Below are 14980 nucleotides of genomic sequence, written 5' to 3' on the forward strand. Positions count from 1 at the left end.
GCAGACAGGTGTCGGTGCTTGGGATCGCATACCGCCGCAAGGCCGTTTTCTCCGCCGCGCTGACCGCCGGCCTGCTGCTGGCGGCCCTGCCGGCGCGGGCGGCCGACTTCACGGTCGAGCCGCGCGAGGTGGTCGACCGCAAGATGGTGTTCGCCACCGTCGAAAGCGTCGACAACACCCAGGCCCGCAGCCGCATCGGCGGCACCATCGCCAAACTGGAGGTGCGTGAGGGCGATGCCGTCACCACCGGCCAGCACCTGGCCCTGGTGGTCGATCCCAAGCTGACACCGCGTCTCAATGCCATCGACGCCCGCATCAAGGCCGCGCAGGCCCAGCGCCAACTGGCCGAAATCGAACTGAAGCGGGCCGAAGACCTGTTGCAGAAGGGCGTCGGCACCAAGGCCCGCGCTGATCAGGCCCGCGCAACCTTCGAGGCTGCGAATAACGAAGCCGCTGCGCTGCGGGCCGAGCGCGCCGTGATCGAACAGCAGGGCGTCGAGGGCGCCGTGCTGGCGCCGGAAAGCGGCCGTATCCTGAAAACGCTCGTTACCACGGGCACCGTCGTGCAGCCCGGCGAACCGATCGCCGAGATCGCGGTCGGCCGCTACGTGCTGCGCATGATGCTGCCCGAACGCCATGCCCGCTTCCTCAAATCAGGCGAGAAGGTGCTGGTCGGCACCCGCGGCCTGGGTGCCGGAGAGCAGGGCCTTGGCGAAGGCAAGGTCGTTCTGGTCTACCCCCAGCTCGACCGTGGCCGCGTGATCGCCGATGTCAGCGCGCAAGGCCTGGGCGATTTCTTCGTCGGCGAGCGCACCCGCGTCTGGGTTGCCGCCGGCAAGCGCCAGGCCATCCTGGTGCCGCCGGAATACGTGATCTACCGTTTCGGCGTGTCGCTGGTGCGTCTGAAGGATGGCAGCGAAGTGGTGGTCCAGACCGGCCAGACCCTGCCGGAAGGCATTGAAGTGCTCTCGGGCCTCAAGGCCGGCGATATCCTGGTCACGCCATGAAGCTCGGCCTGTCCGGTGCGATCGCGCGCAGCTTCATCGCATCGCCGCTCACCCCACTTTTCCTGATCTTTTCGCTGGCCATCGGCGGCCTGGCCCTGGCCGTGCTGCCGCGCGAGGAAGAGCCGCAGATCAGCGTCCCCATGGTGGATATCGTCGTCAGCGCCGACGGCCTGAAGGCCGAGGATGCCGTCGAACTCGTCACTCGTCCGCTGGAAGAGATCATCAAGGCGATCGACGGCGTCGACCACATCTATTCGAACAGCGAGGACGACCGCGTGATGGTCACCGCGCGGTTCAAGACCGGCTTCGAGCAGGACAGCGCCCTTCTGCGCGTGCACAGCGAAGTGCGCGCCAACCTCAACCGCATCCCGGTCGGCATCCCCGAGCCGCTGATCATTGGCCACGGCATCAACGACGTGCCCATCGTGGTCGTGACGCTGACGCCGGTGGCCGGCAACCCGGCACGCCTGAACGACAACGGCCTGTACAACATCGCCGCCAACCTGTCGCGCGAGGCGATGAAGATCGAGAATGTCGGCAAGACCTTCATCGTCGGCGGTCGCGCCGACCAGATCCGTATCGAACCGGATCCGGAAAAGCTTTCGCTCTATGGTGTTTCGCTGAACCAGCTGGTCGAGAAGCTGACCGGAGCCAACCGCTCCTTCCGCGCCGAACCTCTGCTGGATCGCGGTGGCACCCTGCCCGCTATCATCGGCCAGACCCTGCAGGGCGGGCCGGATATCAATCTGCTGCTGGTCACCACGCTGGATGGCCGACCGGTCTATCTGGAAGACGTCGCCCGCATCTCCGCCGATGGCGCGCCCGTCACCCATTATACCTGGACGTGGCAGCGTGGCGCAGACGGCAAGATGGAACGTATTCCCGCCGTCAGCGTCGCCATTGCAAAAAAGGCCGGTAGTAACGCCGTAGTGATCGCCGACGACATCATCCGTCAGATCGAGACCCTGAAGACCACCATCCTGCCCAAGGGCGTCGAGCTTTCCATCACCCGCAATTACGGTGAGACGGCGGCCGAAAAGGCGGACGAACTGCTGTTCCACCTGATCCTGGCTTCGGTTTCCATTGTCGGCCTGCTGGCGGTGTTCCTGGGTTGGCGCGAGGGCTTGGTGGTGCTGGTGGTGATCCCGGCCACCATCCTGCTCACTTTCTTCGCCGCCTGGCTGATGGGCTACACCATCAACCGCGTCAGCATGTTCGCGCTGATCTTCTCCATCGGTATCCTGGTCGACGATGCCATCGTGGTGATCGAGAACATCGTGCGCCACTGGCACAAGGACAGCCTGCGCGACCGCCTGACCACCGCCATTGAGGCAGTGGCCGAGGTGGGCAACCCGACCATCGTCGCCACCTTCACCATCATCGTGGCCCTGCTGCCGATGATGTTCGTCTCGGGCATGATGGGCCCCTATATGGCGCCGATCCCGGCTAATGCCTCGGCGGCCATGCTGTTCTCCCTGGCCGTCGCCTTCACCGTCACCCCATGGCTGATGCTGAAACTGGGTGGCCACAAGGCTGACAGCGGCCATGCCGCGCCCCATGACGAGCATGGTGGCGTCCTCGCCCGCCTGTATCTGCGCGTCGCCGAACGCATTCTCACCACGCCAAGGCAGGCGCGCAATTTCGTGCTGATCATCGGCGGGATCACCATGCTGTCGCTGGTGCTGTTCTACACCAAGTCGGTGACCGTGAAGCTGCTGCCTTTCGACAACAAGTCGGAAATGCAGGTGATGCTCGACCTGCCGCGCTCCAGCAGCCTCGAGCAGACCGACACCCTGCTGGCCGAGGCGGTCGCACGGCTGGCTGATCTGCCTGAACTGAAAGACATCCAGAGCCAGGCCGGCACGGCGGCGCCGTTCAACTTCAACGGCCTCGTGCGGCATTACTTTTTCCGCAGCCAGCCCTGGCAGGGTGACCTGCAGGTCAACCTGGTGCCCAAGGCAGCACGCGACCGCAGCAGCCACGAGATCGCGCTGGATATCCGCAAGCGCCTGGCCGGCCTTGAACTGCCGCCGGGTGGTTCGCTGAAAGTGGTGGAAGTGCCGCCCGGCCCGCCGGTGATGGCCACCCTGCTGGCCGAGATTTACGGCCCCGATGCCGAAACACGCCGCGCCGTGGCAGCGGAAGTGCGCAAACTGTTCCGCAAGATCGACTTCATCGTCGACGATGACGACAGCTTTGGCATTCAAAGCGAACGCGTACGCTTCCTGGTCGACCAGGAAAACCTCGAATTCCATCGCGTCGAGGAAGTCGAGCTTTACGAGACTTTGTCTTCGCTGCTGAACGGCCGCCGCATCGGCTATTCCCACCGCGGCCATGGCATCAGCCCGATCGAAATCAGCCTGAGCCTGCCGCGCAGCGAACACTTCCTGAGCGAAAAACTGCTCGCCACACCGGTGCCGACCCGCGATGGCCGGCTGGTGGAACTGGGCGACGTGGTGCGCATCCAGCGCGAACCGGCCTCCTTCCCGATCTATCGCCGCGACGGCCATTACGCCGAAATGGTGACTGCCGATCTGGCCGGTGCCTACGAGGCCCCGATCTATGGCATGCTGGCCGTGGCGACTGCCATCGACACCCATGACTGGGGCAGCCTGCCCAAGCCGGCGATCCGCTATGCCGGTCAGCCGAAGGATGAATCCGTCACCAGCCTGCTGTGGGATGGTGAATGGGAAGTCACCTATGTCACCTTCCGCGACATGGGTGGCGCCTTCATCGTTGCCCTGCTCGGCATCTATCTTTTGGTGGTGGCGCAGTTTCGCAGTTTCAAACTGCCCCTGCTGGTGCTGGTGCCGGTGCCGCTCACCATGATCGGCGTCATGCTGGGTCACTGGCTGACCGGCGCGGCCTTCACCGCTACATCGATGATCGGCTTCATCGCGCTCGCCGGCATCGTGGTGCGCAATTCGATCCTGCTGATCGATTTCATCCGCGAACGCCGCCAGGGCGATGCGCCCCTGCGCCAGGTGCTGCTGGATGCCGGCGCTACCCGCTTCAAGCCGATTTTCCTGACCGCCGCTGCGGCCATGATCGGCGCTGCCTTCATCCTGGCCGACCCGATCTTCCAGGGCCTGGCGGTGAGCATGCTGTTCGGCCTGGCATCCAGCTCGCTGCTGACCGTTCTGGTCATCCCGGCTATTTATCTGTGGCTGCGTGGCGAATCGCAGCAGTCATAAGGAACCCATCGCGATGCCAGCCCCCGTCGATCTTGACCGCCTGACCGCCAGCGCCGCCCAGGCCAGCCACTTCCTGCGCAACATCGCCAACGAGAAGCGCCTGCTGACCCTATGCCAGCTGATGGAAGGCGAACGCTCGGTCGGCACGCTTGCCGATGTGGTGGGCCTGAGCCAGTCGGCCCTGTCGCAGCACCTCAACCGCCTGCGGCAGGACGGCCTGGTGGAAACCCGCCGCGAAGGCCAGACCATCTATTACCGCCTGGCCGATCCGCGCATCGAACCGCTGATCCGACTGCTTTACGAGCAGTTCTGCAAACCGACCTGCTGAAAAAGCGAGACCGAGCATGACGACCCTGCGCAAGATCGATCCCCGCAAGCTGCAGCAGAAGATGCAGGCTGGAGAGGTCGTGCTGATCGACATCCGCAGCCCGCGCGAATTCGCCCACGAGCATATCGAAGGTGCACAGCTTGTGCCGCTGGGCTCGCTCGACCGTCATGATTTCGCCGACAGCCGCCGCCAGACGGCGGTGTTCACCTGTCGCAGCGGCGCCCGCACCACGATGGCGGCCAGCCGCCTGCTGGCCAAGGGTTTCCGCACTGTCTATGTGCTGGAAGGCGGTTTGAATGCGTGGAAACGCGCCGGCCTTCCGGTGCAGACCGCCCCGGCCAAGCCACTGTCGTTGCAGCGTCAGGTGCATCTGATTGCCGGCAGCCTTGCATTGGCCAGCGCCATCATGGCATGGCGTGTCGCGCCGGAATTCATTTTCCTCAGCGGTTTTGTCGGTGCCGGATTGCTGCTCGATGGCCTGACCGGCTTCTGTGGCATGGCACGCCTGCTGGCTTTGATGCCATGGAACCGTCAGTCCGCTTCCGCCTAGTGGAGAGTCACGTCATGCAACCGCTCGTGAAAGCCTTTTTTGACGAAGCTACATTCACTGTCAGCTACGTGGTCGTCGATCCCGCGACCAAGACCTGCGCTATTGTCGACTCGGTGCTGGATTTCGACCCCGCTTCCGGCCGTACGCAGAAGGACTCGGCTGATGCGGTGATCGCCTATGTGCAGGGTGAAGGGCTGAAGGTCGAGTGGATACTTGAAACCCACGTCCATGCCGATCACCTGTCCGCCGCGCCGCATCTGAAGCAGAAGCTGGGCGGCAAGCTGGGCATCGGCTTCAACATCACGGTGGTGCAGAACACCTTCGGTAAGGTATTCAATGCCGGCACGGAATTCGCCCGCGACGGCAGCCAGTTCGACCATCTGTTCGCCGATAACGAGACTTTCACCATCGGCAGCATCAAGGCCCGGGCCATTCACACGCCCGGCCACACGCCGGCCTGCATGGCGTATGTGATCGGCGATGCGGCTTTTGTGGGCGATACCCTGTTCATGCCCGATTACGGCACAGCACGCTGCGATTTTCCCGGTGGCGATGCGCGCCAGCTTTACCGTTCGATCCAGAAGCTGTTCGCTTTACCGCCGGAAACCCGCCTGTTCATGTGCCATGACTACAAGGCGCCGGGCCGCGACGAATACCGCTGGGAAACCACGGTGGCGGAAGAGCGTGCCCGCAACATCCATGTCCGCGATGGCATCGGCGAGGATGAATTCGTGGCCATGCGCACCAAACGCGATGCCACGCTGGATATGCCGCGCCTGATCCTGCCGTCGGTGCAGGTCAACATGCGCGCCGGGCACATGCCTCCGGCCGAGGCCAACGGCGTGCGGTATCTGAAGCTCCCGGTCGACGCATTGTAATCCCCATGACCGCCATGACCCTCAGCCAGTCCATCATTGCTGCTGCCTCGGGCAGCGCGGTAGGCTTTTCCCTGGCGCTGGTGGGTGGCGGCGGTTCGATCCTGGCCGTGCCGGCCCTGCTCTATCTGGTCGGCATCGGCAATACCCATCTGGCCATCGGCACCAGCGCATTGGCCGTGGCGGTAAACGCCTTCGCCAATCTGCTGCAGCATGCGCGCAAACAGACGGTGAAATGGCCCTGCGCCACCGTGTTTGCCGCCTCGGGCATCGCCGGCGCCGCTCTTGGCTCCAGTTTCGGCAAGCTGGTGGATGGCCGCCATCTGCTGCTGCTATTCGCTGCCGTGATGGTCGTCGTGGCCATCGCCATGTTGCGGCCCAGGGCGGCGGAGGGGAATCCAGACGTGCGCATCACGCCGGCCATTGGCCTTAAACTCGTCCTGATCGGCCTTGTCACAGGCGGGGTCAGCGGCTTCTTCGGCATCGGCGGCGGCTTCCTGATCGTCCCCGGCATCATGCTGGGCAGCGGCATGCCGATGATCAATGCCATTGCCTCGTCGCTGTTTTCCGTCGGCAGTTTCGGCCTTACCACTGCTACGAATTACGCCTGGTCGGGCCTGATCGACTGGACGATCGCCGGCTGGTTCATCGCCGGCGGCATCCTTGGTGGGCTGGCGGGTACACGGCTCGCCCTGAAAGCCGCCCGCCACAAGGGCCTGCTCAACCGCATCTTCGCCGCGCTGATATTTCTTGTCGCCGGCTACATCGTCTGGCGCACCATCGCAGAGATGCCATCATGATCGATCCGCAAGCCAACGCCCCCAGCCTGAAACATTTCCCGCTGCCGCTGTTTGCCATCGTGCTCGGTATCGCCGGCCTGGGCCTGGCCTGGCGCGACGCCGGCCGCGTACTGGGTGCACCGGCGCTGGTGGGCGAATTGCTGCTGCTGGTCGCCGCCCTGGCCTTCGGCCTGATCGCCATCGCCTATCTGCTGAAGTGGCAGCGTTATCCCGCCGCCGTTGCGGCTGAATTCCGGCATCCGGTGCGGGGCAACTTCATCTTCGCCATCACGGTGGGTCTGATCCTGCTGTCCAACGCCCTGCTGCCGCATAGGCCCGATCTGGCCGGCGGGCTCTGGCTGTTGGCCACCATCATGCATCTGGTGCTGGCCGGTTGGCTGGTCCGTCGCCTGCTGCTCCAGCCTGCACCGCTGGCCACTCTGACGCCGGCCATCTTTATCCCGCTGGTCGGCAACATCCTGGCGCCGCTGGCCGGCATGAAGCTGGGTTATCCCGCGCTGTCCTGGTTCAGCTTCTCGGTTGGCCTCGGCCTGTGGATCGCAATCCAGCCGGTGCTGCTGCATCGCCTGTTCTATGGCGAGGCCCTGCCGCCCAAACTGATGCCCGCACTCGCGATCCTGCTGGCGCCGCCTTCGGTTGGCTGCATGGCCATGGCCACTCTGCAAGGCGGCAGGATCGAAGCCCCTGCCTGGATCATGGCCGGCATCGCCGGCTTTATCGCCCTGGTGCTACTGTCGCTGCTGCCGCGTTTCGCGCGCCTGCCTTTCGCGCCGTCATGGTGGGCCTACACATTCCCCAGCGCGGCCTTTGCCCTGATGTTGATCCAGATCATCGCTGCACGTCCCGCCGAAGCGCATGCTGCAATAGGCTGGATCGCCCTTTCCGCTGCCAGCGTCATTGTCGCGCTGATCGCCTTCCGCACCCTGGCGGCTGCCCTGGGCGGACACCTGTTCAAACCGGAAGAGTAAACGCCACAACCAGACCTCGGGAGGAAGATCATGTCGAACACGCCTGAATTTCACACAAATTCAGTGTCAGTTTTTAAGCCTTCGCGAAGACAGTGGCTGCAGGGCAGCGCTATGCTGGCCGCCGCACTGGCCGTCGGAAAACCGGCCTCGGCAGCGCCGACGCCAATCCCGAGCAAGGCGCGCATCGTCATCATCGGCGCCGGCGCTGCTGGTCTCAGCATGGCGGCACAATTGCGCCAGCGTCTCGACGGCGCCGAGATCACAATCCTGGATGCCAAACGCCAGCATTGGTACCAGCCCGGCTTCACGCTGGTCGCCGGCGGCATCTGGGACAAATCGAAAGTGGTGGCCGACAATCGCGACCTGATGGCCGGCGGCGTGCGCTGGGTCGAGGCCATGGCGGCCGAATTCGATCCCGACGCCAACCGCGTCGTCACCAGCAAGGGCGAAACGCTGACCTACGATTACCTGGTGGTGGCCAGCGGCCTGCAGCTCAATTACGGCAAGATCGAAGGCATGAGCACCGACCTGATCGGCCGCGACGGCATCGCCAGCGTCTACGCCGGACCTGAAGGCGCCGCGTCCACGGCCGCCGTGCTGGCGAAATTCACCGAAACCGGAGGCGTGGCCCTGCATGGACGCCCGGCAACGGAAATGAAATGCGCCGGCGCCCCGCTCAAGCTCACCTTCCTCACTCACGCACGCCTGAACCGCGCCGGCACGCGTGGCAAGGCCGAGATCGTCTACAACGCCCATAACAACGCCGTCTTCGCCGTGGCGCCGGTGCATGAGAAAGTCTCCGCGCTGTACAAGGAGAAGGGCATCAAGGTGAATTACGGCCACCTGCTGGTGGGCGTCGATCCGGCCCGCAAACGCGCTACTTACCGCACGGCCAATGGCAATGTCGAGCTGGCCTATGATTTCCTGCATGTAGTGCCGCCGATGAGCGCGCCCGATGCAGTGAAAAACAGCAAGCTCGCCTGGCAGAGCGGGCCTTTCGCGGCCGATGGCTGGATCGAAGTGGATGAAGGCACGTTGCTGCATAAGCGCTATCCAAATATCTGCGCCGTGGGCGACGTGGCTGGCGTGCGGCGCGGCAAGACGGCCGCCAGCGTGAAACACCAGGTGCCGGTCGCGGCCGAGAATCTGGTTTCCGTGATCGCCGGCAAACAGCCGAGGGCGCGCTACAATGGCTACACCTCCTGCCCGCTGATCACCGATATCGGCTCGGCCATGCTGGTGGAGTTCGACTACGAGGGACGCTTGACGCCGTCCTTCCCCTTCATCGATCCCTTGCGCGAGCACTGGGCACCCTGGGTGATGAAGGACCAGCTGCTCAGCCCGATCTATTTCGCGATGGTCAAGGGCCGTTTCTAAGGGAGGATGACATGAACGGTATCAGCTTTGGCATGGTGTTCGGCGCGCTGGTTGAAATGGCGCTGGCCCATGCGACACTCATCATTACCATCGCCACGATCTTTGCCGTGGAGGTGATCCTGCTTGTGCTGCGCGCTAGACAGGGCGGGCTGCGCTTCGGCCTAGCCCTGCGCTGGAGCATCGGCCTGGGCATCGTCGGCATCATCGTGATCGGCTACGGCCTACTGGTATTCACCAAGTCCGGCTTTGGCGACCTGCATGGCTGGGTCGATTATGCCGCCTGGCTGCTGCCGACATTTGCGCTGGCGGCAGGCCTCGGCGTCGTGGCGTTTCCGGGCTTCGCAGCCCTCTCCGTCCGGCGCTGAGGCTCAGCCGCCATACAGCCACTGGTTTCCGGCATAGGCCTGCTCGGCGGTCCGGCCGCTGAGGAAGGCATTGCGCAATTCGCGCACCGGACCGGTTGCGTGGTAGAAATCGCCATAAACGCGCGCCATCAACTGCACCCGCGCCGTGCGCAGATAACGTTCCTGCTGATAGGCCAGGAAGGCTGAATTCGGATCGTCGCGCCTGGCCGCCAGCTTGTCGGCCAGGCAGACGGCGTCTTCCATCGCCATGCAGGCACCCTGCGCCAGGTATTGCAGCATCGGATGTGCCGCGTCGCCCAGCAGGGTGATGCGGCCTTTCGTCCAGTTGCCCACCGGCTCGCGGTCGCACAGCACCCACATGCGCCAGGACTCGATCTTGTTCAGCAGGGTATGCACCTGCGGCTGCTGGTTCTGGAACCGCTCGTTCAGCTCGGCCACATCGCCATAGCTGTTCCAGCCTTCCTCGTAGCGGTTGGAATGGAACACGGCGACCAGGTTGTAGAGCTCGCCACGGCGCAGCGGGTAATGCACCAGATGGGTCTTCGGCCCGGCCCACAGCACCACGTTGTTCTCGCGCTGGGCCTCGGGCACTTCGGCCAGCGGCAAAACGGTACGATAGGCGATATGGCCCGAGACGCGCGGCTTGCCATCGCCCACCACATGTTCGCGCAGCGCCGACCACAGCCCGTCGCAACCGATGATGCTACTGCCATCGATCACCGTGCCATCGGCCAGCGTGACCGACACGCTGCCGCCATGATCGACATGGCCGGTCGCCTTCGCGCTGGTATGCAGGCTGATCAGCGGCTGCGCGCGGCAGGCCTGCAGCAGGGCATCATGCAGGTCGGCGCGGTGGATCACGCCATAGGGCTGGCCGTAATGCTTCAGCGCGCGCTCGCCCATGGGGATGCGCGTTACCTCTTCGCCGGTCAGGGCGTCGCGCATGATCAGGTTGTTGGGGAACACGGCGATGGCATCCACTGCCTTGCGGATGCCCAGGAGATCGAAGCGGCGGAAGGCATTGGGGCCGATCTGGATGCCGGCGCCCACCTCGCGGAATTCGGCCGACTGCTCCAGCAGGATCGAAGGGATGCCTTTCAGCGCCAGTGCCAAAGCCGCCGCCAACCCGCCGATGCCGCCACCCACGATGATGACCGGACGATCCTGTGCTGCTGCCATGCTGCCCTCCCCCGCCTGCCGTTCATGCGGCATGGCTTATAATCTGTATACGGATGTTATCAAGTTTACTGCCGGTCCGGTGTCACGGCAAGCGGATAGTCAGGAGTGGCGGCTAGCGCCGGTCCTCGGCGAGCAGGCGGCGCAGATACTGGCCGTAGGCATTCTTGCCATAGGCGGCGGCGATGGCCTCGACCTGCGCGGCGTCGATATAACCCTGACGCCAGGCGACCTCTTCGGGCACCGCGATCTTCAGGCCCTGGCGCTTTTCCACAGTGGCGATGAAGTTGGAGGCATCGAGCAGGCTGTCGGGCGTGCCGGTATCGAGCCAGGCGAAACCGCGGCCGAACAACTCGACCTTGAGCTGGCCGCGCTGGAGATAGACGTTGTTGAGATCGGTGATCTCCAGTTCGCCACGCGCGGACGGTTTCAGCGACGCGGCGATGTCGCTGACCGCAGCATCGTAGAAATACAGGCCCGTAACCGCCCAGTTGCTGGGCGCCGGGTTGGGTTTTTCGATGATCGCGCGCACCGACTTGTCGGGGTTGAGCTCCAGCACGCCGTAGCGTTCCGGATCGGCCACCCAGTAGCCGAACACCGTGGCGCCCTGCTGTTGTTGCGCCGCCTTGCGCAGCACGGCGCTGAACCCCTCGCCGTAGAAGATATTGTCGCCCAGCACCAGCGCGCAGGGCTGGCCGCCGACGAAGGCGCGGCCGATCAGGAAAGCCTGGGCGATGCCGTTGGGCTCGGGTTGCACGGCATAGGAAATCTGCAGGCCCCACTGGCTGCCGTCCTTCAGGAGCGCGCTGAAGGCGGCCTGGTCGCGCGGCGTGGTGATGACGAGGATCTCGCGGATGCCGGCCAGCATCAGGGTGGTGAGCGGATGATAGATCATCGGCTTGTCGTAGACCGGCAGCAGCTGCTTGCTGGTGACCGCCGTCGCCGGATGCAGCCGGGTGCCCGCGCCGCCCGCCAGGATGATGCCCTTCATCGACCTACCTCGCCTGCGGCCATCCGCAGCCGGCAGACAGCTAAAAGAGAAGCGGAATCAATGGCCTGAGAGAATGGCGCACCCGACAAGATTCGAACTTGTGACCTCTGCCTTCGGAGGGCAGCGCTCTATCCAGCTGAGCTACGGGTGCACTGGCTGCGGTCGGCCGGACCATAACCGAGAGCCCGGCCGGAAAGCAAGGCGGGCCGCCGGGCGCTCACCGGCCAGAGGACGGGAAAGACTGGCAGATTCGGCGGCCTTGCACCGGGCCACCGCGCAGGCCGGCGATTTGGACTCCCGGAACATCGGCTTTGCGCCGCACAGCCGCGCTTTTGCGTCGTTTTGCGATGGTTTTGCTATGTTAACCCGTTGATTTTATTCAAACGGGCATCACAGAGCCCAGGCATCGCCAATCGCCGCCGCACATCAGATAGTACATAAAGCGAACACGACAAGGGCCGGTTCTAGGCGACCCTTGCGGTCACCAGCCAGTCCCAGGGTTTGGCTCCGCTCAGCTCCTTCGGCGGGCGGATGCTGTGGCAGGCCCAGGAATATTCCACCTTCCGGACCCGGATGGCGCGAAAGCCGCGCGCGGCCAGCTCGCGCTTCAGCTCGGCGGCGGTGAAATGTTTGGTCGGCACGCCGTCGATGCTCACGCCGCTGTCGCCATTCGGCTGGTCGGGTTTGACGATGATGCGCGGCTCGGCCGCGCCGCGTTCGGCTTTGGCCAGCAGCTTCGCCGACCCCAGTGCCGGCACCACGAGGATCAGCTTGCCGCCCCCCCTGTCGTCACGGTCGCGCAGCAGCGCGCGGGCAGAGTCCAGCACGCCCTGCCAGATGGCGCGACGCGGATGGATGGCGGCATTGGCACAGAGCACGGCATCGAAACGGCCGCGCCAGCTTTTCAGCGCGGTGCTGGCCAAATGCACCCTGATATTGGATTGCCCGCGCGTCTTCTGGCGGGCGACATCGGCGCAGGCGGCCGATTGCTCGAAGCCATGCACCGCGCCGAACAGGCGACCCAGCACGGGCAGGTAGATGCCCACGCCGCAGCCGAAATCGGCCATCGACGCGCATGGATCGGCGGCGGCCTTCAGCGCGGACAGGATCACGCCTTTGCGGTCGTTGTGGAAGGAGGAGAAGATTTCCTCTTCCCAGTTGGTGGCTGCGGCATCCCAGTACTGGCCCGACTGGCGGCTGGGAAGCGATTGAACAACAGTGCCATCCATGACGCTGTCCTCCTCGTTGCGCCGCCGCGAATCGCGGCGACCGGTGGAACATCACGTCGATCAGAATCGGTTGGGGTTAAGAGGGGGTTAACGCCTTTACAAGGGACGCCCGACTATCAGTTCTTAGCCCGCTAAGAGATTAACTGAACGAGCAATAATGGTGGCGACAAACCACAAACTCAACAGAGCTTGAATGGCCGCAAATACTTCAATAACCCAATGCTTGGGCTTTGCACGCCAATAACCGAATAGGGTCTGCGTTCCAACACTCATTGAGAGATATTGGAACTCAGCCTCAATCTTGTTGTTACTAATCCCATCAATGAGTTTCTCTGGGAAATGCCAATCCAAAATACCGTAAATGAAAGCGAACAAGAACAAGAAGAAAGCGTAAAACTCAATCAACTGCCATAAAGTCAAAGACTCTTGAGAAGCGTGCTCAGCCAAACTCCATATCAATATGACCGCAAATAGCACCCAAGCGATTGAAGTGATGATATCAACAGGGCCATGTTTTTTGAGCAAATAATGCTGTACGCGCTTCTCGTCCGCCCAAATATAAAGCGCGGAGACAACATAGTAGAGAATGATAAACGCTAGCGAGAAATTACGGATACCTTCTTGGGTAGAAAGAATATCCCCCAACCAACGAAGGAAAGTCCCCATTGCCGCCCCCTACTTTCTATCTTGAGCAGGGATTCAAATCAGTCCGGCAATAAAAATCCATTGTTTTTATCAGCATCTATCGCCGAATATCGAAGTATGCATTCCCAAATTAGGTTAGCACATCGCATTCCTTACGCCGCCCGGCTGCGCGTCAGTTCCAGGAACAGGTCCTCCAGGTCGGCTTCCTGGGTGGAGAGATCGTGGATGGCGAGCCCGGCCTGCTGGATGCGGGCCAGCACGGTGGAGAACGGCTGCTGGCTGGGGCGGTAATGCAGGCGCAGGCGGCGGGGGCCGAGCAGTTCGGCGTTGAGTTCCGCCAGCGCGGCCGGCACGGCGGCCAGATCGGCATCCAGGGTGACGATCACATCCTTGCGGTCGAGCCGCGAGAGCAGTTTCGGCGTCGCGTCATGGGCCACCACATTGCCGTGGTTGATGATGGCGATATGGTCGCACAGCGCCTCGGCCTCTTCCAGATAATGCGTGGTGAGCACCACCGTGGTGCCGGCGCGGTTGAGTTCGCGCACATAGGCCCAGAGCTGCTGGCGCAGTTCGATATCCACGCCGGCGGTGGGTTCATCCAGCACCAGCACCGGCGGATTGTGCACCAGCGCCTTGGCCACCAGCAGGCGGCGACGCATGCCGCCCGAGAGTGTGCGCGCATAGGCATTGGCCTTGTCGCTCAAACCCACGGCGGCGAGGATTTCATCGGTGCGGCGTTCGGCTTTCGGCACGCCATAAAGCCCGGCCTGGAATTCCATCGCCTCGCGCGGCGTGAAAAAGGGATCGAGGTTGAGTTCCTGCGGCACCACGCCGATGGCGGCCCGGGCGCGCCGCGGATCGGTGTCGATATCGCAGCCCCAGATCGCCGCATGGCCCGACGTCTTGTTCACCAGGCCGGCCAGGATGTTGATCAGCGTGGACTTGCCGGCGCCGTTCGGCCCGAGCAGGCCGAAGAAGCTGCCGCGCGGAATATCCAGCGCGATGCCGTTCAGCGCGCGCTTTTCGTTGCGCGTGCCGGCCCCGTAGACCTTGACTAGGTCGCGGACGGAAATGGCCGGCGAGGCAGAGCCGGAAACGGCGGCGGATTCGGACATGGTCTGGAGCCTTATGGGCCTGAAAGACTGGCGGAACGGAGCCTGCTGCGGTAGGTATCGCGTAGGTATCGCGCTAGGTACCATTGGGCAAGGAGTGGGTCAAACCGCCCCCTGCTTTTCCGACCGGATTTCGCCCTTTTCTGCGGAGTGTAACGATGCAAGCCCCGGCACGTGCCCCTGTTGAAACCATCGAAGTGGATAGCCCCGTGGTGGCCTGCGACGGCGGCGGCGGTGCGCTCGGCCATCCGCGCGTCTACCTGAACATGGGCGAGAAGCATGAGATCGACTGCCCCTATTGCGGCCGGCTGTATGTGCTGAAAGAGGGCGCGCACGCCCACGGCCACTGACCGGCCCGCGTTT

General features: G+C 63.6%; 15 protein-coding genes and 1 tRNA gene. 10 read left to right on the top strand and 6 right to left on the bottom strand.

What is annotated here, in order from left to right; genetic code table 11:
* Positions 1 to 8 precede the first annotated feature (8 nt).
* The 9 genes from ACK4FJ_RS04120 to ACK4FJ_RS04160 all read left to right on the top strand — a co-directional run bounded on the left by ACK4FJ_RS04120 (position 9) and on the right by ACK4FJ_RS04160 (position 9464).
* Positions 9 to 1007 (top strand): efflux RND transporter periplasmic adaptor subunit, encoded by a 999-nt coding sequence (locus ACK4FJ_RS04120; RefSeq protein WP_409764442.1) that lies wholly within the window; start codon positions 9 to 11, stop codon positions 1005 to 1007.
* Complete coding sequence (locus tag ACK4FJ_RS04125) at positions 1004 to 4201, top strand: efflux RND transporter permease subunit (protein WP_409764445.1); 3198 nt, start codon at positions 1004 to 1006, stop codon at positions 4199 to 4201. The genes ACK4FJ_RS04120 and ACK4FJ_RS04125 overlap by 4 nt, the downstream gene beginning before the upstream one ends.
* A 13-nt stretch (positions 4202 to 4214) precedes the next feature.
* Positions 4215 to 4529, top strand: a complete 315-nt coding sequence (locus ACK4FJ_RS04130) for an ArsR/SmtB family transcription factor (protein WP_409764448.1) — start codon at positions 4215 to 4217, stop codon at positions 4527 to 4529.
* A gap of 16 nt (positions 4530 to 4545) precedes the next feature.
* Positions 4546 to 5079 (top strand): rhodanese-like domain-containing protein, encoded by a 534-nt coding sequence (locus tag ACK4FJ_RS04135; protein ID WP_409764451.1) that lies wholly within the window; start codon positions 4546 to 4548, stop codon positions 5077 to 5079.
* 14 nt (positions 5080 to 5093) lie between these two features.
* The gene (locus ACK4FJ_RS04140; protein WP_409764454.1) at positions 5094 to 5957 is read left to right on the top strand and encodes an MBL fold metallo-hydrolase; all 864 of its coding nucleotides are present in this window, start codon (positions 5094 to 5096) and stop codon (positions 5955 to 5957) included.
* A gap of 14 nt (positions 5958 to 5971) precedes the next feature.
* Complete coding sequence (locus ACK4FJ_RS04145) at positions 5972 to 6754, top strand: sulfite exporter TauE/SafE family protein (protein WP_409764870.1); 783 nt, start codon at positions 5972 to 5974, stop codon at positions 6752 to 6754.
* Complete coding sequence (locus ACK4FJ_RS04150) at positions 6751 to 7722, top strand: SLAC1 anion channel family protein (protein WP_409764457.1); 972 nt, start codon at positions 6751 to 6753, stop codon at positions 7720 to 7722. Before ACK4FJ_RS04145 ends, ACK4FJ_RS04150 begins: the two co-directional genes overlap by 4 nt.
* A 111-nt stretch (positions 7723 to 7833) precedes the next feature.
* Complete coding sequence (locus tag ACK4FJ_RS04155) at positions 7834 to 9099, top strand: NAD(P)/FAD-dependent oxidoreductase (protein WP_409764460.1); 1266 nt, start codon at positions 7834 to 7836, stop codon at positions 9097 to 9099.
* Between the two features lie 11 nt (positions 9100 to 9110).
* Entirely contained in the window at positions 9111 to 9464 is a 354-nt protein-coding gene (locus ACK4FJ_RS04160) for a hypothetical protein (protein WP_409764463.1), read from the top strand.
* 3 nt (positions 9465 to 9467) lie between these two features.
* Here the strand turns inward: ACK4FJ_RS04160 and ACK4FJ_RS04165 are convergent, their stop codons facing one another.
* From ACK4FJ_RS04165 to ACK4FJ_RS04190, 6 genes are all read right to left on the bottom strand, one after another.
* Complete coding sequence (locus ACK4FJ_RS04165) at positions 9468 to 10643, bottom strand: 3-hydroxybenzoate 6-monooxygenase (RefSeq protein WP_409764466.1); 1176 nt, start codon at positions 10641 to 10643, stop codon at positions 9468 to 9470.
* A gap of 112 nt (positions 10644 to 10755) precedes the next feature.
* Positions 10756 to 11631 carry a glucose-1-phosphate thymidylyltransferase RfbA gene (gene rfbA, locus ACK4FJ_RS04170; protein ID WP_409764469.1) on the bottom strand — a complete coding sequence of 292 codons (876 nt, stop codon included), beginning with the start codon at positions 11629 to 11631 and terminating at the stop codon, positions 10756 to 10758.
* Positions 11632 to 11705: 74 nt separating this feature from the next.
* Positions 11706 to 11782: transfer RNA gene (locus ACK4FJ_RS04175), tRNA-Arg, on the bottom strand.
* Positions 11783 to 12095: 313 nt separating this feature from the next.
* A complete protein-coding gene (locus ACK4FJ_RS04180) occupies positions 12096 to 12860 on the bottom strand; it encodes a class I SAM-dependent methyltransferase (RefSeq protein ID WP_409764472.1) in 765 nt (254 codons plus the stop codon).
* 123 nt (positions 12861 to 12983) lie between these two features.
* Positions 12984 to 13526: a hypothetical protein gene (locus ACK4FJ_RS04185; protein WP_409764475.1), complete on the bottom strand. Its 543-nt coding sequence runs from the start codon at positions 13524 to 13526 to the stop codon at positions 12984 to 12986.
* A gap of 131 nt (positions 13527 to 13657) precedes the next feature.
* Entirely contained in the window at positions 13658 to 14620 is a 963-nt protein-coding gene (locus tag ACK4FJ_RS04190) for an ABC transporter ATP-binding protein (RefSeq protein WP_409764478.1), read from the bottom strand.
* 155 nt (positions 14621 to 14775) lie between these two features.
* Between ACK4FJ_RS04190 and ACK4FJ_RS04195 the strand changes: the two genes are divergently transcribed.
* Positions 14776 to 14967 (top strand): zinc-finger domain-containing protein, encoded by a 192-nt coding sequence (locus ACK4FJ_RS04195; protein ID WP_409764481.1) that lies wholly within the window; start codon positions 14776 to 14778, stop codon positions 14965 to 14967.
* The last annotated feature ends 13 nt before the right edge of the window (positions 14968 to 14980 follow it).

The sequence above is a fragment of the Ferrovibrio sp. genome (genome assembly GCF_046297595.1).
Taxonomy (GTDB): domain Bacteria; phylum Pseudomonadota; class Alphaproteobacteria; order Ferrovibrionales; family Ferrovibrionaceae; genus Ferrovibrio.